This window comes from Arthrobacter sp. zg-Y40, from assembly GCF_020731535.1.
Taxonomy (GTDB): Bacteria; Actinomycetota; Actinomycetes; order Actinomycetales; family Micrococcaceae; genus Arthrobacter_B.
Window position 1 is genome coordinate 181,301 of record NZ_JAJFZS010000001.1, and the last position, 17,135, is coordinate 198,435.

At 63.2% G+C, this 17,135-nt stretch carries 15 protein-coding genes; 4 read left to right on the forward strand and 11 right to left on the reverse strand.

Annotated features, from left to right (window positions below):
• Nucleotides 1–55 precede the first annotated feature (55 nt).
• Together LJ754_RS00840 and LJ754_RS00845 are read left to right on the forward strand one after the other, a co-directional pair.
• Nucleotides 56–943, forward strand: a complete 888-nt coding sequence (locus LJ754_RS00840; RefSeq protein ID WP_227924954.1) for a glycosyltransferase — start codon at nucleotides 56–58, stop codon at nucleotides 941–943.
• A 52-nt stretch (nucleotides 944–995) separates the two neighbouring features.
• Nucleotides 996–2,072, forward strand: coding sequence for an NAD-dependent epimerase/dehydratase family protein (locus LJ754_RS00845; protein WP_227924955.1), 1,077 nt, complete (start codon nucleotides 996–998; stop codon nucleotides 2,070–2,072).
• A 138-nt stretch (nucleotides 2,073–2,210) separates the two neighbouring features.
• Here LJ754_RS00845 and LJ754_RS00850 read toward each other — a convergent pair whose 3' ends face one another.
• The 7 genes from LJ754_RS00850 to LJ754_RS00880 are packed head-to-tail and all read right to left on the reverse strand — an operon-like array spanning nucleotide 2,211 to nucleotide 8,926.
• Nucleotides 2,211–3,320 carry an acyltransferase family protein gene (locus LJ754_RS00850; protein WP_227924956.1) on the reverse strand — a complete coding sequence of 370 codons (1,110 nt, stop codon included), beginning with the start codon at nucleotides 3,318–3,320 and terminating at the stop codon, nucleotides 2,211–2,213.
• On the reverse strand, nucleotides 3,317–3,664 hold the full coding sequence (locus LJ754_RS00855) for a DUF2304 domain-containing protein (RefSeq protein ID WP_227924957.1): 348 nt from the start codon (nucleotides 3,662–3,664) through the stop codon (nucleotides 3,317–3,319). Before LJ754_RS00855 ends, LJ754_RS00850 begins: the two co-directional genes overlap by 4 nt.
• Before the next feature lie 16 nt (nucleotides 3,665–3,680).
• Nucleotides 3,681–4,346, reverse strand: a complete 666-nt coding sequence (locus LJ754_RS00860) for a glycosyltransferase family 2 protein (RefSeq protein WP_227924958.1) — start codon at nucleotides 4,344–4,346, stop codon at nucleotides 3,681–3,683.
• A gap of 26 nt (nucleotides 4,347–4,372) precedes the next feature.
• Nucleotides 4,373–5,803: a sugar nucleotide-binding protein gene (locus LJ754_RS00865; RefSeq protein ID WP_227924959.1), complete on the reverse strand. Its 1,431-nt coding sequence runs from the start codon at nucleotides 5,801–5,803 to the stop codon at nucleotides 4,373–4,375.
• Between the two features lie 4 nt (nucleotides 5,804–5,807).
• Complete coding sequence (rfbB, locus tag LJ754_RS00870; protein ID WP_227924960.1) at nucleotides 5,808–6,806, reverse strand: dTDP-glucose 4,6-dehydratase; 999 nt, start codon at nucleotides 6,804–6,806, stop codon at nucleotides 5,808–5,810.
• Nucleotides 6,807–6,866: 60 nt separating this feature from the next.
• A complete protein-coding gene (locus tag LJ754_RS00875) occupies nucleotides 6,867–7,634 on the reverse strand; it encodes a glycosyltransferase family 2 protein (RefSeq protein ID WP_227924961.1) in 768 nt (255 codons plus the stop codon).
• A complete protein-coding gene (locus tag LJ754_RS00880) occupies nucleotides 7,634–8,926 on the reverse strand; it encodes a lipopolysaccharide biosynthesis protein (RefSeq protein ID WP_227924962.1) in 1,293 nt (430 codons plus the stop codon). The genes LJ754_RS00875 and LJ754_RS00880 overlap by 1 nt, the downstream gene beginning before the upstream one ends.
• A gap of 259 nt (nucleotides 8,927–9,185) precedes the next feature.
• Between LJ754_RS00880 and rfbA the strand changes: the two genes are divergently transcribed.
• Entirely contained in the window at nucleotides 9,186–10,061 is an 876-nt protein-coding gene (rfbA, locus tag LJ754_RS00885; protein WP_227924963.1) for a glucose-1-phosphate thymidylyltransferase RfbA, read from the forward strand.
• A gap of 21 nt (nucleotides 10,062–10,082) precedes the next feature.
• On the forward strand, nucleotides 10,083–12,125 hold the full coding sequence (locus LJ754_RS00890; protein ID WP_227924964.1) for a DUF6541 family protein: 2,043 nt from the start codon (nucleotides 10,083–10,085) through the stop codon (nucleotides 12,123–12,125).
• Between the two features lie 115 nt (nucleotides 12,126–12,240).
• Here LJ754_RS00890 and LJ754_RS00895 read toward each other — a convergent pair whose 3' ends face one another.
• Genes LJ754_RS00895 through glf form a run of 4 tightly spaced genes read right to left on the reverse strand, consistent with a single transcriptional unit; the run spans nucleotide 12,241 to nucleotide 17,055 of the window.
• Nucleotides 12,241–12,972 carry an ABC transporter ATP-binding protein gene (locus LJ754_RS00895; protein ID WP_227924965.1) on the reverse strand — a complete coding sequence of 244 codons (732 nt, stop codon included), beginning with the start codon at nucleotides 12,970–12,972 and terminating at the stop codon, nucleotides 12,241–12,243.
• 3 nt (nucleotides 12,973–12,975) lie between these two features.
• Complete coding sequence (locus LJ754_RS00900) at nucleotides 12,976–13,845, reverse strand: ABC transporter permease (protein ID WP_227924966.1); 870 nt, start codon at nucleotides 13,843–13,845, stop codon at nucleotides 12,976–12,978.
• 22 nt (nucleotides 13,846–13,867) lie between these two features.
• Nucleotides 13,868–15,871 (reverse strand): glycosyltransferase, encoded by a 2,004-nt coding sequence (locus LJ754_RS00905; RefSeq protein ID WP_442860297.1) that lies wholly within the window; start codon nucleotides 15,869–15,871, stop codon nucleotides 13,868–13,870.
• Nucleotides 15,868–17,055, reverse strand: a complete 1,188-nt coding sequence (gene glf / locus LJ754_RS00910) for a UDP-galactopyranose mutase (RefSeq protein WP_227924967.1) — start codon at nucleotides 17,053–17,055, stop codon at nucleotides 15,868–15,870. The genes LJ754_RS00905 and glf overlap by 4 nt, the downstream gene beginning before the upstream one ends.
• Between the last annotated feature and the right edge of the window lie 80 nt (nucleotides 17,056–17,135).

The window sequence follows — 17,135 nt, forward strand, 5'->3', positions numbered from 1 at the left end:
CCCACGCCGGATGCTGGGGCCCTCGGGCCGCAAAATTCTCAACCGGAAAGCACTCATGACATTGGAAATATTCCTGCCCTTCTGGGGCGATCCTGCTCTGCTGCGGGAAGCCGTGGAGAGCGTCCTCGCCCAGGACTCCCCCAACTGGGAGCTGACGGTGGTGGACGACTGCTACCCCGATGAAACGGTTCCGGAATACTTCGCCTCGCTGAAGGACCCGCGCGTCCACTACGTCCGCAATGAGACGAACCAGGGCATCACGGAGAACTACCGCACATGCCTGTCCATGGCCACAGCTGAGCTGGTAGTGCTGATGGGCTGCGATGACGTGATGCACCCGAACTACGTCAGCCTCATACAGCAGGCCCACAAGGACCACCCCGAGGCCGCCATCATCCAGCCCGGGGTCCAGGTCATCGACGAGACGGGTGCAGTGGTCAAATCCCTGGCCGACGCGGTCAAGGACCGCATCGCGTCACCGCGGACCGAGTCCCCCGTCGTGCTCAGCGGCGAGGACCTTGCGGTCAGCCTGCTGCGCGGAAACTGGCTTTACTGGCCGTCCCTCGCTTTCAAGCGGGACAGCGTGATGAAGGTCGAGTTCCGCGACGGGCTGCCCATTGTCCAGGACCTTGCCCTCGTCATCGATATGGCACTGCGCGACGAATCCCTGCTATACGTCCCCACCCTGGCCTTCTCTTACCGCCGGCACTCTGCCAGCGCCTCCGCCGCGACCTTGCTGGACGGCAGCCGCTTCCGGGGCGACCGCGAGTACGCGGCCATCGCCCGGCAGCTGACCCTGGAGAAGGGCTGGCCGCGGGCCGCGCGTGCCGCCCGCATGCGCTTGCTTTCCCGCGCACATGCCCTGTCCCTGCTTCCGCAGGCCGCTGCCATCCGCAGCACCCGGGCCCTCAAAACCGTCATCCGCCACGCATTCGGCGCCTAGCGTCCGGCTGGCCGCCGAAGCTTCATCGATCCGCCAAGAAAGGCATCAGATAGTGAGCAGTTCACCCATTGAGGCATCTAACCAGACCGTCCTGGTCACCGGAGGGGCCGGGTTCATTGGCTGCGCCATCTCCGAACAGCTGACCCGGAACTTCCAGCGCGTGGTTGTGGTGGACATGCTCCACCCGCAGATCCACGCAACGTCCGAGCGCCCGGCCGCCCTGGCGGAGGGTGCGGAGCTGATCGTCGCCGACATCACGCTCGCCGAAACCTGGGACAAGGTACTCTCCGAGGTCCGGCCCGACGTCGTGATCCACCTGGCAGCCGAAACAGGCACCGGGCAGTCCCTGGAGGAATCCACCCGCCACGGCAACACAAACGTAGTGGGCACCACGCAGATGCTGGACGGCCTGAACCGGCACGACGCCCGCCCCCGTCGAATCGTGCTCTCCAGCAGCCGCGCCGTCTACGGTGAAGGTGCGTGGCAGAAAGCGGACGGCGAACTGTTCTACCCCGGACAGCGCTCGAACGAGATCCTCTCCCGGCACCAGTGGGACTTCCCCAACGCCGTGCCTGTCGCGATGACTGCCGCAAAGGTCTTCCCCGCTCCTGTGAGTGTTTACGGCGCCACCAAGCTGGCCCAGGAGCACATCCTGCTCTCCTGGGCAAAGTCCTTCGGCGTGGAAATCGCAGTCCTGCGCCTGCAGAACGTCTACGGACCGGGCCAGTCCCTGATCAACTCCTACACCGGCATCATGTCTTTGTTCTGCCGGATTGCCCGCGAAGGCAAGTCCATCCCGCTGTACGAAGACGGCGAGGTCCGCCGCGACTTTGTCCTGATCAATGACGTCGCCAGCGCCCTCGTGGCAGCGGCCACCTCGGCAACTGTGTCCGATCAGCCGCTGGACATCGGTTCAGGCGAGTTCCAGACCATCCGCACTGCCGCAGAGCTGATTGCGCGCTTCTACGGCGCGCCCGCTCCGCACGTCACTGAGCAGTTCCGGCAGGGCGATGTACGCCATGCCTGGGCCGACGTCGAGGCTGCCAAGGCCGCTTTGCCTTGGAAGCCGCGCTACTCGCTGGAAGAGGGCATCCAGATCCTCGCAACCTGGATCGAAGACCAGCTCTAGGCCTGGGCCCCGGGTAGCCGGGACGGATCCGAAAAGACAAAGAAGTGCAAATAAGAATGGGAGCCCTCCACGGAGGGCTCCCATTCTTGTTTGCGCATCCTTGCGCCTGTCCGCCCCTTGCGCCGCGACGGGAGGGGGCTACACCGTGGCAGGCAACTGCTTGGCGGTAAAGCCCTTGGCTCCGCTTTTCCGCACCCGTTCCATGACCGGCCGTTCCACCAGCAGCCAGCTCAAAACGGCCAGGACGGCGGTTCCGGCAACGGCGCCCAGATCGAATAGCACAATTCCGGCCTCGTGCAACCCGGCCATGGCAAGCAGCTGCTGTACCGGCCAGGCATAGATGTAGAAACCGTACGAGATGTCGTTGTCCTTGATGAGCTGCGGCGAAGGCAGCACCGTGGAGAACCACAGGATGAAGTAGGTAATAAGCGGAGAGGCCAACTGGCCTCCCCAGACCGGCACAAACAGGATCAACGCCAGGCTCAGGACCAGCGAAGCGAGGCCCGCGGCCCAATGGAGCCCTATCCACGGCGACAGCAGCCGGATGACCGCCCCGCCCAGGAAGAACGGCGCAAGCCTGGCAAGCAGCTGGAAATCGGAGGTCGACAGGTATGGAGCCAAGGCCTCAAGGTTGGCGTAGACTGCCACGCTGACGGCGAAGGCAGCAATCATAGGCCACGGGGAACGGCGAACCACGGCGAACAAGCCGAGGAAACCGATCATCAGATAACACAGGAACTCGAAGTACAGGCTCCACAGTGATCCGTTCCAGGATCCTGCGAAGGGCACATTCGCGGGCGTGTAGGAAACGTCGTAGACGTTCATCTTCAGGAACATGTTGGAGAACAGGAACCGCAGCGGAGTGGTCTCCGTGCTCATGTATCCCTTGAGGCCACCGTTCTGCTGCACATAGGCGATGGGCGCGAATACCAGCACCGTTACCAGCAGGCAGACTATGAACGCCGGATAGATCCGCGCCACCCGGTGGGTCAGGTAGGTACCGAAGCTGTTGGAGAACCGGCTGGCGGTGATGAGGTAGCCGCTGATGGTGAAGAATCCGGCTACGGCCCATCCGCCCAGGTTCTCCCCGGAGATCTCGGGACCGTGTCCCAGTCCGGCCAGATAGAAGCCATGGGCAAAGAGCACCATTGCCGAGAGCACCAGGCGGATGAGGTTCAGGCTGTTGTTCTTGTTGAATTTCTGCCCGTAAACGGGTCCGGTCCGGGCCGGTTCGGCCCTTTCCGTCACGCGCCTTCCCACGGCCGCTCGGCATCATCCAGTGCCACGCGGCGTGAGAGTCGGGTGAGGGAAACTTCAAGCTGGCGGAAACGCTGGTACGTCGTAGCCATAAATACCAGGAAGGAAACAACCGTGGCGTACAGGACCAAGTCGGTGCCCCGCCCGATGCCCAGGAAATTGGCTACAGCGGTCAGCAGTTCGGGGAAGAAGATCGAGAAGGCGGCACCGGCTGCGAACACCACCACCAGCATGCGACGGATCGCCAAGTGGCGGGCGTTGGTTCCCCCGCGCATCAAAACGAGGGAGATCAGTACTACGGCGAGTACGAGAACTGTTTGTACGACTGGAAGCACGGGATACCTTGTTCGTTTATTTGAAGAGGAGTTCGGCGAGGATATTGACTGAGTTCAGCAGGGACTGCCCCTTGGCTTTGGAGTAATCCGTGTAGATAATCTCCACCGGATGCTCAACGTAGGCCGGTTTCATCTTGGCCAGCTGGTGGATCAGTTCGGACGCGTGTGCCATGCGGTTCTGCGTAATGTCGAACCCGCCGGCCACCTTGCGGTTAAACGCCCGCAGGCCGTTGTGCGCATCGGTCAGCCGAAGCCCGGTGGCCATCCGCATCTGGATGGCCGCAGTCTTCAGCACAAGCCGCTTCATGGAGGAAATCTGTGTGCGGTCGTCCAGGAACCGAGAGCCGAGCACTATGTCGGCCTCACCGTTCTGCACGCGCTTGACCATCTCAATGGCGTCCTCAACCCGGTGCTGGCCGTCCGCGTCGAACGTCACGACGCAGTCCATGTCCGGATCCTGGAGCGCGTAGGAGATACCCGTCTGCAGAGCAGCTCCCTGGCCGAGGTTGATCGGATGCTGGACCACAACGGCGCCGGCCGCGCGGGCGACCTCCTGGGACCCGTCCCGGCTTCCGTCATCGACGCATACTACGTTGGGGAAATACGGAAGAAGTCCCTCGATCACCGAGCCAACTACCGTGGCTTCGTTGTACATGGGGATGACTATCCAAGTGCGATTCACCGTATTAGTATTCCATATCTCTAAATCTACGAGCCCTGGCGTTGCCGTGTTGCGGCCGTGTGGGCCTTAAGCGCTTCGTCCATGTCCCGCGGCCGGTACCCGGCGTCAACAATCTTGGACAGGTCCAGGGTGCTGTTGGCCGGGCGTGCAGCGGCAGCAGAACCGGCAAAATACTCCTCTGTACTCACGCCGGTTACGTCTGCTGCGCTGCGCCCGTTGAGTTCGAACACGCTGCGGGCGATCTCAGCCCAGGAACGCGGCTCACCGGTGTTGCTGAGGTTATAGGTGCCGAACTGCGCCCCGGTTTCCAGCAGATGCACGATGCCCGCGGCGATGTCCTGTGTGAAGCTGAGTCTGCCTATCTGGTCATCCACGACGGTGGGGCTGATCCCGCGTTCTGCCAGGGAAGCCATGGTGTCCACGAAGTTCTTGCCGGCACCGATAACCCAGCTTGTGCGGATGATGTAGTGCCTGGACACCGCAGCCACGACGGCGTCGCCTGCCGCCTTCGTCTGGCCGTACACTCCCAGCGGGGAGAACGGCTCGTCCTCCGTGTGGACCGGGCGCGTGCCGTCAAAGACATAGTCGCTGGAGACATGGACAAGGATGATCCCGTTGGCCTCGGCAACTTCCGCCAGCTTGGCGACGGCGGAAACGTTCGCGGCCCAGGCCCCGCGGCGCCCCTCAGGGGTCTCCGCCTCGTCGACGGCGGTGTACGCCGCGGCGTTAATGATGGCCGAGTAGTTGCGCCAGTTCCGGCCGGAGAAGGCATCCGGATCGGTCAGGTCGAACTCGGACCGGCCGGCAAACTCGACGGTGGGGGTGCCGGAGTATGCCTGGCGCAGCGCCTGGCCAAGCTGGCCGTTAGCGCCAAGCACCAGGATCTTTTTCGCCGGCATCGGCACGACGTCGGAAAGGACCGGGTGCATGCGGTCCTTGTCCGAGAGCTCGGCCTGTTCCAGCGGGATGGGCCAGGCGATCGCAGACGAAGGGTCCGCCAGGTTCAGGAACGTGTACTGGCCCTGTGCGTCGGCGCTCCAATGGTCGTTGACCAGGTACGTATATGCGGTGTTGTCCACCAGGGTCTGGAAGGCGTTGCCCACTCCGCGCGGGATGAAGATCGCCTGGCTGGGGTCCAGCTCGGCCGTGAAGACGGTACCGAAGGACGGGCCCTCGCGCAGGTCCACCCAGGCACCGAAAATGCGGCCGGTGGCCACGGAGATGAACTTGTCCCACGGCTCGGCATGGATGCCGCGCGTGGTGCCTGCCTTCTCGTTGAAGGAAATGTTGTTCTGCACCGGCCGGAAATCCGGCAGGCCGAGGGCAACCATCTTTTCGCGCTGCCAGTTTTCCTTGAACCACCCGCGGTTGTCGCCGTGCACGGGCAGGTCATAGAGCACGACGCCGGGGATCGGCGTCGTGTGGGCCTTGAGCGGTTTGGAGAACGTGAGTTCCATGGTTCTACTGCCCCTGTACCTTGTACTTGGCTTCAGTCTCGGACTTCTGCGGCCGCCACCAGTCTTCGTTGTCGCGGTACCACTTCACTGTGTCCGCCAGCCCCTGCTCAAAATCGGAGAACCGGGGCGTCCAACCCAGCTCGCGGCGCAGCCGGGAGGAGTCAATGGCGTAGCGCAGGTCATGGCCCGGACGGTCGATAACCTGGTCGTAGGCATCCGAGGGCTGGCCCATTTCCTTGAGGATCAGCTCAACAACTTCCTTGTTGTTCCGTTCGCCGTCGGCTCCGATCAGGTAGGTCTGCCCAATCTCGCCCTTCTCGATGATCGTGAGCACTGCCGACGAATGATCATTTGCGTGGATCCAGTCCCGGACATTTTCCCCGGCCCCGTAAAGCTTGGGGCGGATGCCGTCAATCACGTTGGTGATCTGCCGCGGAATGAACTTCTCCACATGCTGGTACGGGCCGTAGTTGTTCGAGCAGTTGCTGATCGTGGCCTGCAGGCCGAAGGAACGCACCCAGGCGCGGACCAACAGGTCCGAGCCGGCCTTCGTTGAGGAGTACGGGCTGGACGGGTTGTAAGGCGTGGACTCGGTGAAGCGTTCGGGATCGTCCAGTTCCAGGTCGCCGTAGACCTCATCGGTGGAGATGTGGTGGAACCGGGTCCCGTGCTTGCGTGCGGCTTCAATCAGCGTGTACGTGCCGATGATGTTGGTGTCCAGGAACGGCCGCGGATCATGGAGCGAATTGTCATTGTGGGACTCCGCCGCGTAGTGCACCACGACGTCGGCGTTGGCCACCAGCCCGTCTACCAGCGCGGCGTCGCAGATGTCACCTTCCACCAGGGCGAACCTGTCCTCCGGCAGCCCGGCCAGTGACCGGCGGTTGCCGGCGTAGGTGAACTTATCAAGGACCGTTACGTGCGCATCCGTGTTGTCCAGGGCGTAGTGCACGAAATTCGAACCAATGAAGCCGGCGCCGCCGGTGACAAGGAGTTTTTGCATGCCACTAGCGTACCTGCTGGCAATTGGGCTTCGAATCGGGCCCGTTGGCGGCGCCCGGGCTCAGAAGCCGGGCCGGCGGCGGATGCCAGGGTTCGCGCTGCGCCGCCTGAGCGCTTCGCCGAGCATCCGGAAGGCCATGATCCTGGCCCTGAGGATCTTAGCCAGCGGACGCCGGGTGGACGGAGTGACGTTGTTGTCATGGAGCCGCCGGTACAGCGTCGGCTCGTCAAGGTGCACCATCTGACCGGATGCGTTGGCCGTCAGGGCCAGCCACAGGTCGTGGGATTCGAAGACAAAGGACGGCACAGGGGCAAACAGGTCAAGCGCGTCCGCACGGATGGCCATGCCGCAGCCGAAGTAGGGGCGGTACCCCACGAGGACGGCGAATATGTTCCGGATGTTGTGCGTGCTGTCACGGCTGCGCAGCACGGTGCGCTTCCCTGAGCCGTCCTGCCCCAGGATCGCAAAGTTCGTGGCCACCACGGCAGAGTCCTGCAGCGCGTGAAGCATGCGCTGCACCCGGCCGGGCATCCAGACGTCGTCCTGGTCGGAGAGGAACAGGTATTTCCCGCGGGCCAGCCCGACGGCGCGGTTAAAGGTGCGTACATAACCCATGTTGTGCTCATTGCGCACCAGGCGGACCCGGGCGTCGCCGGTAAAGGCCTCAACTATGCCCGCCGTGCCGTCGCCGGATGCGTCGTCTACAACAATCAGCTCGTCGTCGGGTCCCAGCTCCGCCAGGATCGAATCGATCTGCTCCTTAATGTAAGCCTCGCCGCGGTAGGCGGCCATGCAGACGCTGACGCGGATGTTTTCCGGGGCTGGCATTAGTTGTCCTCCGATACTCGGAGGACAGCGGCCTCCTTGTTGTGCCCGATGGAACGGGCAATGAAAAATGAATGAAGCAGCACGCCCGCCAGCGGGCCGGCGGCCAGGCTGAGCACGGTTTTGGTTTGGATGTCGAGCGGCAGCCACAGCAGTCCAAGGGATATGGCCGTAGCGGCCACCCACCCGGCGGAAAAGGCGCGGTGTTTGCCGGAGGCGATGGCCAGCGCCCCGGTGATGGTCAGGAGCCCCAGCAGGCCGGCGTCGAACGTCAGCGCCGCCAGTACTGCGCCGGACATGCCGTAGGACGGCCCCAGCAGGAGGGTCATCAGGAAGGGTCCGACGAGCCAGGCCAGTACAGCACCCAGGACGGACACGCCCAGGACGACGCCAAGGATGGGCAGGATGGCCTTGATCCCGCGGGTGCGGCGGGAAACAAAATGCGAGATCGCCACGCCCTGATACGCGTTCAGCGGGATCAGCAGCGGCGCACGCGTCAGCGACAGCGCCATAAGCAGGGCTGCCGAGGACAGGTACTCCTGGTCGGGTGTGGAGACGCGCAGCAGGATCGGGTAACCGACCACAAGCGCGGCGTTGGCAGCGCCGGCAAGGCAGGCATAACCGAGCGTCTTGTAAAAAGCGCCGACCCCAATGTCCGCCCGCCGGACAAAGGACTGCCGGGCGGATTTGGAAAACAGCACGAAGAACAGCCACGCGGCAGCGCCGGCAGCGGCCCCCCAGGCCAGGCCCGCTACGGAGGACCCGATCAGGACAACCAGGCCCACCCCGGCCAGCCGGAGCACGGATTCCGAAAGAATGAGCTTTGAATAGGTGCCCCAGCGCTGTTGCCCGGCCAGTGAACCCATCAAGGCCGCGTGGCCCGAGTAGACGGCCGCGGCGATGCATACAACGGTGACCAGCCCCGAATATCCGCCGAAGATCAGCGCGCCCCACCAGGGCGAGGAAAGCGCGAGAAGTGCGGCCGTACCGGCACCAATGGATAAGGCGATAAATCCCATCTGCGGGTTACGCGGATTTGGCGGCGTTAATCTGCTTTGATTCGATGCGCGCGTGGTTTCCGTCTGAATGCCGCCGAGAATGCCGAACAGCAGGAAAAGGAAAGACCAAAAAGTCAGGAACACGGCGTTGGACTCCTGGTCCAGGACGCGGGCGGCCAAAAGCAGCACCACATACCCGACCACCGCTGAGACCAGTGAGGCAGAGCCGACTCCAACAGCGGAAGACGCGCCGATGGTCGCCTCTTCGGGCTTCGGTCCTGCAGGCTTTCTCTCCAAAACAGACCTAACTTCGGTTCTCACGGGGGCGGACGGGCCGCTTCACGGGCGGACGGCGGCCGCGCAATGATTATGTACTGGCTTCTGCGCTGGCTTGCGCTGCTTCTTCACTGGCTTCCGTACCGGCTTCGCAGCGGCGGGAAGCCAGCGGAGTCCACGGACCAGAATACCGGACAGACTGCCCGGCCGGCCGCTCCCGGCCGACTCGCGGGACGCAGCTGATTTTGTCCGCCCATATGGCCTGGGGGATGATTACGCCATGCGTGGAATAATTCTGGCCGGCGGAACCGGATCCCGGCTGCACCCCATTACCCTCGGAATCAGCAAACAGCTGGTGCCCGTGTACGACAAGCCGATGATTTACTACCCGCTGTCCACCCTGATCCTGGCAGGCATCCGGGACATCCTGATTATCACGACCCCGCACGACGCTGAGCAGTTCCAGCGGCTTCTGGGAGACGGTTCCCAGTTCGGCGTGAACCTCACCTATGTCCAGCAGCCGTCACCGGATGGCCTTGCCCAGGCCTTCGTGCTGGGCGCCGAGCACATCGGCAACGAGCCGGTGGCGCTGGTCCTGGGCGACAACATCTTCTACGGACACGGCATGGGCACCCAGCTCCGCCGCTTCAGGAACATCGACGGCGCCGCCGTCTTCGGCTACTGGGTGGCCGACCCGACGGCGTACGGCGTGGTGGAGTTCGACGCCGAAGGGCGGGCACTGTCCCTGGAAGAGAAGCCGGTCCGCCCCAAGAGCAACTATGCCGTGCCCGGCCTGTACTTCTACGACAACGACGTAGTGGATATTGCGCGCGATTTGAAGCCCTCCAGCCGCGGGGAACTGGAAATCACCGATCTCAACCGTGTCTACTTGGAGCGGGGGAAACTCCAGGTGGATATCCTCCCCCGCGGCACCGCTTGGCTGGACACCGGCACCTTCGACTCCCTGAACCAGGCATCGAACTTCATCCGCACGGTGGAGGCCAGGCAGGGACTGAAAATCGGTGCCCCGGAAGAAGTGGCCTGGCGCCTGGGCTTCCTCTCCGATGACGAGCTGCGCCAGCGGGCCGAGCCCCTGGTCAAGAGCGGCTACGGGTCATACCTGCTGACGTTGCTTGAACTCGCCCACGCCAAATAAAAAATAAGAGGACTCGACCACATGTCTTGGTGGCAGACTGCACCGACCCTGATCGCAGCCTGCGCTGTGTTCTTTCTGCCCGGCCTGGCCGCGGCCCGCGCCATCGGCCTTAAAGGCCTTCCAATGTGGGCCGCGGCCCCTGCCATCACCGTGTCCCTGGCGGGAGTCAGTGCGGTGGTTGCCGGATTTGCCGGTATCCGCTGGAACATCGTCTCCCTGCTGGCTATGACCGTACTGACAGTTCTGGTCGCCGTCCTCGTCCGGCTGGCGCCGCGCCGCGCACGCGGCAGCACGGAGGACAGCACCGCCGCCGGCACCCGGCGGCGGACGCTGCGGGCTGTTATCCCTTCCGGGCAGCCCCGCTCCATCCCGTGGGTAACCGCCGCTGCGGCGGTGCTTGGACTCGGCGTCGCCGCGTTCATCCTCGCGTTCCGGCTGGTGCACATGTTCGGCGCTCCGGAGAACATCTCCCAGACGTACGACAACATCTTCCACCTCAACGCCATCCGGTACGCCTTCGACACCGGAAATGCCTCCTCGCTGCTGATCTCCGGAATGACCAGCAGCGAGACGCCGCCCACCTTTTACCCGGCTGCCTGGCACGACATGGTTGTCCTGCTCATGCAGCTCACCGGCGCCGGCCTCCCTGTCGCGGTAAACATCTGCAATATCGTCATCGCAGCCCTTATGTGGCCCCTGGGCGCCATGTTCCTGGCCTCACGGGTCCTGGGGACCCGGCCTATCCCGTTGATTGTCACCGGCGTCCTGGCCACCGGTTTCGCTGCTTTCCCTTACCTGATGCTCGACTTCGGTGTCCTCTTCCCGTATGCGCTGTCACTGGCCGTACTGCCCGTCGCACTGGGCCTGGTTGTCTCCCTCATGCGGCAGGACGCCGACGGCTCGCCCCGCGGATGGGTGGCCGCCGTCGCCCTGATCGGCGTCATTCCCGGCATGGCACTCGCCCACCCCAGCTCGGTGGTGTCCTTGCTGGGCATGGCCGCCCCCGCCGCCGTCTACGCCCTCGTGCACGCCGGGAAGGTGCTGCACCGCGCCGGCAGGGCTCCGGCCTGGTACCTCGTCCCGGCAGGAGGCATTATCGTCTACGCGGCGCTTGTGTACTTCGCCTGGACCTACCTGCGGCCGTTGGAGGAAGCGTCCTTCTGGGGACCCTTCGAGACCCAGGCGCAGGCCATTGGCGAGGCCCTCGCCAACGCCCCCCAGGGCCGCCCCATTGGTTGGTTTGTCCTGATCTGCACAATTGTGGGCATAGCGGTGTGTGTGCGGCGCCGTACCTACCAGTGGGCGCTGGGTTCGTTCCTAGTGGTCGGCGCACTCTTCGTCGTTGTGGCTTCCAGCCCAATAGGCGACTTCCGGTGGGCCGTTGTCGGTGTCTGGTATAACGACTCGTACCGCCTTGCCTCCCTGCTGCCCATCCCCGCCATTGCCGTCGCCGCCGTCGGATGCACGGCGCTCGTCCAATGGCTGGCCGACCGCGTCAAGCACGTCGTTGCCGGCCGCACCGCTGTCCTTGCCGGAACCGCGCGCTACAGCGTCGCCGCTGCTGCCGTCCTCGGTGTGGCCGGGGCTGCTGTTCTCTCCTGGCTGGTCCAGGGACAGAACATTACCTCCGCACAGGTCCGCGGCAGCGAGTCCTACATCCTCCGGGAAGACGGCGCGCTGCTTTCCACCGATGAGCAGGCCCTGCTGGAACGCGTGGACGATCAGGTGCCCGAAGATGCCACCGTTGTGGGCAGCCCGTGGACGGGAGCCTCGCTGGTCTATGCGTTGGCGGACCGCAAGGCCCTGACCCCGTTCGTCTACGGTGATCTCTCCGGGGCCGCCCAGGAGCTGCTGAAGGAACTCAATGACGACGAGCCGCTGTCCGCGGATATCTGCGATGAGGCTGCTTCCCTGAACAGCTACTACGTGCTGGACTTCGGCTCCAGGGAAGTCCACGGCGGCAACCATGCGCTCGGTCCTGAGAATGTCGGGAACCGGGAAGGCTTTGACCTCATCGATTCCGAGGGCGACGCCAAACTCTACCGGATTTCGGTCTGCGGCTAAGCCAGGGAATCCACGGCAGCAGGTAAAGGGAAGGCCCCGTCACCGTGGTGACGGGGCCTTCCCTTAGACTCGCACTGAGCGTTCGTACTTATTCGTGGCGTACCCCGTACCTTGCCTAGCTTTTGCCGCGCATACGGTCAACGACGTCGCGTACCGGCCCGTCCATGACCACTTCACCGTGTTCCAGGAGCACTCCCCGCTCACAGATACGCGAAACCAGGTCAAGATCGTGGCTGACAACTACCAGCGTCTTCCCCTCCCCCGCGAGCTCCTTGATCTTGTCGATGCACTTGCGCTGGAAGGGCTCATCTCCGACGGCGAGGATCTCGTCCACGAGGAAGACCTCAGGATCGGTATGCACCGCCACCGAGAACGCCAGGCGGAGGTACATGCCGGAGGAGTAGAACTTCACCTCGGTATCGATGAACTGGCCGATTTCGGAGAATTCAACGATTGAGTCGAACTTCTCGTTGATCTCATCCTCGGTCATACCGAGAATCGCCCCGTTCAGGTACACGTTGTCCCGGCCGCTGAGGTCGTGGTGGAACCCGGCGCCCACTTCAATAAGGCCGGCGACGCGGCCGCGGGTTCCCACGGTCCCGCTGTCGGGGCGCATCACGCCGGAAATATGTTTCAGCAGCGTGGACTTCCCGGAGCCGTTCAGGCCCAGCAGGGCTACGGTCTCACCCTGTTCAACGTTGAGCGAGACCCCCTTGAGGGCATGGAACTTCTCGGAAAGGTCGCCCTTGCGCCCCTTGACGAGCCATACAAAGGCTTCCTTCATGGAGCGGGTATGCCGCAGGACGAACTGTTTGTTGATGTTATGGATTTCAATGGCACTAGCCACGGTTCACAGCTCCTGCGCGAAACGGCCCTCAAGGCGACGGAAAACGAGCTGGCCAAGCAGCAGTACTGCTGCTGAAACGACCAGCGCGACAGGGATCCACAGGGACAGCAGATGCGGCGGGATGGCCCCGGGACTATCCGTCGTGGGAAGCCAGAAGGCGTAATGGAACGTTTCCACGCCGACGGTGATGGGATTCAGCTGGTAGATGTGGAAGACGGTCTCTCCCAGCTTGGACTGCACCATGTTCCAGGAATAAAGAACCGGGGAAGCCCAGGTGGCAACCATCAACAGCATGTCCACAAGGTTCTCCGCATCGCGGAAGTAGACGTTGATGGCGCCGAACAGCAGGCCCAGCCCGGTGGCGAGCATGGCCACGATGATGAAGCCGGCCGCTGCCGCGGCAAGCTGCAGCAGGGACGGCCGCCAGCCGTTGAAGAGGCACGCGCCGATCAGGATTACGATCTGCGGTACGAAGTGCACACCGGAAACCCACACCGAGGCAACCGGGAAAAGTTGCCGCGGCAGGTAGATCTTCTTGATCAGCCCCCCGTTCCCCACAATGGACCGCGAGGCATTACCTAAGGCTTCCGTGAAGAAGTTGATCAGCACAATCCCGGAGAACAGATAGATCGCATAGTTCGGCAGCCCGTCCCGGTTCGCCGGGCTCTGCTCCAGCCCCAGGAACACACCCAGGGCGATGTAGAAGACCAGGAACTGGATGCCCGGCTTGACGTAGGACCAGAGCAAGCCAAGAACGGAGCCGCGGTAGCGGACCTTGAGCTCCTTCGAGACCAGAAGCTTCAGGAGGAACCGGTGCCGCAGTACGTCCTTCAGGCTGCCGGGCTGGCCCGGAACAATGAGTTCTTCCTGCATGCGCATTCCCGCCGTGGCTGTCTTACTTTCCAGGATTCTCATCAAATGTCCGCTGCCAGGATTCCATGGACGTGATGTCGGGCAGCGCCTCGCGGTAACGGGCGCTGAGCTGCTCCCACTCTGCGAACAACTGCGCCTTGAGGCCCGCTGCTTCGGCCAGCATGCTCCGGACCTTCTTCGGGTCCCGCTGGTACCACGAAGCACCGGTACCGTCGGCGTTGGACACCACGGCACTGTCCAGCTTGGACAGGACCCACCACTTGCTGTCCTGGTTTGCTACCACTAGCTGCGGGTTTTCCCGCGACTCCGGGGCAACCGGAAGGACGGTCTGCTTCAAAATGGTCTTGGCCGCCCAGGGAACCAGGGAGACCAGGGACGGTGACTTAGTGCTGATGGGCTTCTTCGGGGGCTTGCGCATGTGCGGATCCGGGAAAGCACCGGGATCCTGCTTGACCACGGAGTCGGTGAATTCCGAGCGCAGTGCCCGGAGCTTCGGCATCATGGCCGGAAGCGATTCGTGCAGCTTCTCGGGTCCCTGAAGGACATCGCGCAGGGCCATCAGGCGGGCCTTTTGCGGGTAGTACTGCATCGAGAACAAGTGTTTGACATCCGTGTTCATGCTCTCGCGCAGGATACGTCCACCCTTGGCATACGGGGAGTGCAGCAACGTGGCGATAAGCCGGTTGCGCTCGTGGAAGTAGGCCTGCCAGTCCACGGAGTCGTCCTTATCGGCCCAGGAAACGTGCCAGACTGCCGCTCCGGGGAGCGAAACTGTGGCGTATCCCATGGATCGGGCACGCAGGGAATACTCGGCGTCGTCCCACTTGATGAAAACGGGCAAGGACAGGCCGATCTCGCGGATGATCCGAGTCGGGATCAGGCACATCCACCAGCCGTTGTAATCGGCATCCCAGCGGCGGTGCAGGATGGACGAGGAACGCAGGCCTTCCAGCGCAAAGTCGTGGTTGGCCAGGCCCTCCACCGGTCCCCAGCGGAACTTGTACTGGTTGACTACCTCGGCATAGGCGTTGAGCACGGACTTGTTGTACATGTCGAACATGTGCCCGCCCACAATCGTGGGTTTGCGGCACATATCCGCGAACGCCACGGCCCGGAGGATGCCTTCCGTTTCGACGATGATGTCGTCGTCGAGCAGCATCACATAGTCGGAACGTCCCTCCTTGACCGCTTCGCTCATGTTGCGGGCGAAGCCGCCGGATCCGCCCAGGTTGCCCTGGATGATGATCCGCAGCTGGCTGCCCATAGCCTTGGCCACGTCGTCGAAACCGGCCTCGTCGGCAACCTTCTGGTTGCCCTGGTCCACAATGATCAGTTCGTCAAGGATCTCGAGGACGCCGGCGTCGGACTGGATGGCCTTGATGGTGTTCAGGCAGTAATCGGGACGGTTGAAGGTTGTGACGCCCAGCGTGACGCTTCCGGCCGGCTTGTCGGATGCGGCGCTCCAGTCGGCCGATTCCAGCCGCATGCCGTCCGAGTCCGCAATGAGGTCGAACCAGTACCAGCCGCCGTCGCCGAACGGAGCCAGCGTGAGGTCGAAGACGGAGCTTTCGGTGCCGGTGACCTGGCGTGACTCCACGCGCTGGGCAGCACCACGGGCATTGGACTTGTAAACCACGACCGTTCCTTCGCCAACGGTGCCCACCCGGAGGATGACGCTCTCCACGGTGGTCCAGCGGCGCCAGTAGCTGGCAGGGAATGCGTTGAAGTACGAGCCAAAGGAAAGACGCTCGCCCGAGCGGACACGGACCGAAGACCGGCTGAGGATGTCCTCGGGGTGCAGCTTGCGGACGGCAGCAGCGATCGGTGCCCGCTGGCGCCTGCTCTCCGGGTCCAGTCCGCCCTTGCCGGTATCGCTGTCGATATAGAGGGGAAGGGTGTCGAGGTCCTTGTCTTTGGGCAGGACAACGCGCTGCAGCACACGCAGCGCCGCCGGGCTGGCGTCCTCCGCACGTGCCGTCGTTATACCGGGCAGGTAGCCTGCCTCATCCACTATGCCGTTGCTCACGCGTCGACTCCTCCGCTTTCCAGCTTTGCGCCCCCGGTGAAGTGGGGCTTGATCTTGTTGTCGAACATTGACAACGCCGATCCGATGGCCATATGCATGTCCAGGTATTTGTAGGTGCCCAACCGGCCGCCGAACAGAACTGAGTTCTCGCCCTTGGCCAGGTCCCGGTAGGCCAGCAGCTTGGAGCGGTCTGCGGCCGTGTTGACGGGGTAGTACGGCTCATCGCCCTTTTCCGCGAACCGGGAGAACTCACGCATGATCACCGTGGCGTCCTTGGTGTAATCCCGCTCGGGGTGGAAGTGCCGGAACTCGTGGATCCGGGTGTAGGGAACGTCTTCGTCCGGGTAGTTCATGACCGATGTGCCCTGGAAGTCCTCGATAGGCAGGACTTCCTCTTCAAGGTCAATGGTGCGCCAGGACAGGTCCCCCTCGGCGTAGTCAAAGTACCGGTCGACTGCGCCCGTATAGATGACCGGTACCTGGCCCACGGTGTTGTTGCGGGAGAACTCGTGCCCGTCGTCGAAGAAGTCCGTCTTGAGGTGCACCTGGATGTTGGGGTGGTCCGCCATCCGCTCGATCCATGCCGTGTAGCCGTCCACCGGCAGGCCCTCATACTTGTCGTTGAAGTACCGGTTGTCGTAGTTGTAGCGCACCGGAAGCCGGCTGATGATCTCTGCCGGCAGGTCCTTCGGATCGGTTTGCCACTGCTTGCCCGTGTAGTACTTGATGAATGCCTCGTACAGCGGGCGGCCGATAAGGGAAATGCCCTTGTCGTTAAGGTTCGCCGGGTTCGTGCCGGCCAGTTCGCCGGCCTGCTCCTGGATCAGTGCCTTCGCTTCGGCCGGCCCCATGGAAGCGCGGAAGAACTGGTTGATGGTGCCCAGGTTGATGGGCATGGAGTACACCTCGCCCTTGTGGCTGGTGTAGACCTTGTGCACGTAGTTGGTGAAGCCGGTGAAGCGGTTGACGTATTCCCAGACCCGCTCGTTGGAGGTATGGAACAGGTGCGCACCGTAACGATGCACTTCAATGCCCGTCTGCGCTTCGTTCTCGCTATAGGCGTTGCCGCCCATGTGGTGGCGCCGGTCCAGAACAGCGACCTTGAGTCCCAGTTCCTTGGCGGCGCGCTCGGCTACGGTCAGGCCGAAAAAGCCCGACCCTACGACGACGAGGTCAACGTTCACATTTACTCCTGTATATTTCCGGTACGCCCCAACCGGGCAGGCACCCGACGGTCAAGGTTATCCGAGATTTCGGCTTCAGG

What these genes read in the sequence shown, in the direction of transcription:
- LJ754_RS00840 (WP_227924954.1), top strand. Translation starts at nt 56, where the DNA reads ATGACATTGGAAATATTCCTGCCCTTCTGGGGCGATCCTGCTCTGCTG.
- LJ754_RS00890 (WP_227924964.1), top strand. Translation starts at nt 10,083, where the DNA reads ATGTCTTGGTGGCAGACTGCACCGACCCTGATCGCAGCCTGCGCTGTG.
- LJ754_RS00875 (WP_227924961.1), bottom strand. Translation starts at nt 7,634, where the DNA reads ATGCCAGCCCCGGAAAACATCCGCGTCAGCGTCTGCATGGCCGCCTAC.
- LJ754_RS00900 (WP_227924966.1), bottom strand. Translation starts at nt 13,845, where the DNA reads ATGCAGGAAGAACTCATTGTTCCGGGCCAGCCCGGCAGCCTGAAGGAC.
- rfbB (WP_227924960.1), bottom strand. Translation starts at nt 6,806, where the DNA reads ATGCAAAAACTCCTTGTCACCGGCGGCGCCGGCTTCATTGGTTCGAAT.
- LJ754_RS00865 (WP_227924959.1), bottom strand. Translation starts at nt 5,803, where the DNA reads ATGGAACTCACGTTCTCCAAACCGCTCAAGGCCCACACGACGCCGATC.
- rfbA (WP_227924963.1), top strand. Translation starts at nt 9,186, where the DNA reads ATGCGTGGAATAATTCTGGCCGGCGGAACCGGATCCCGGCTGCACCCC.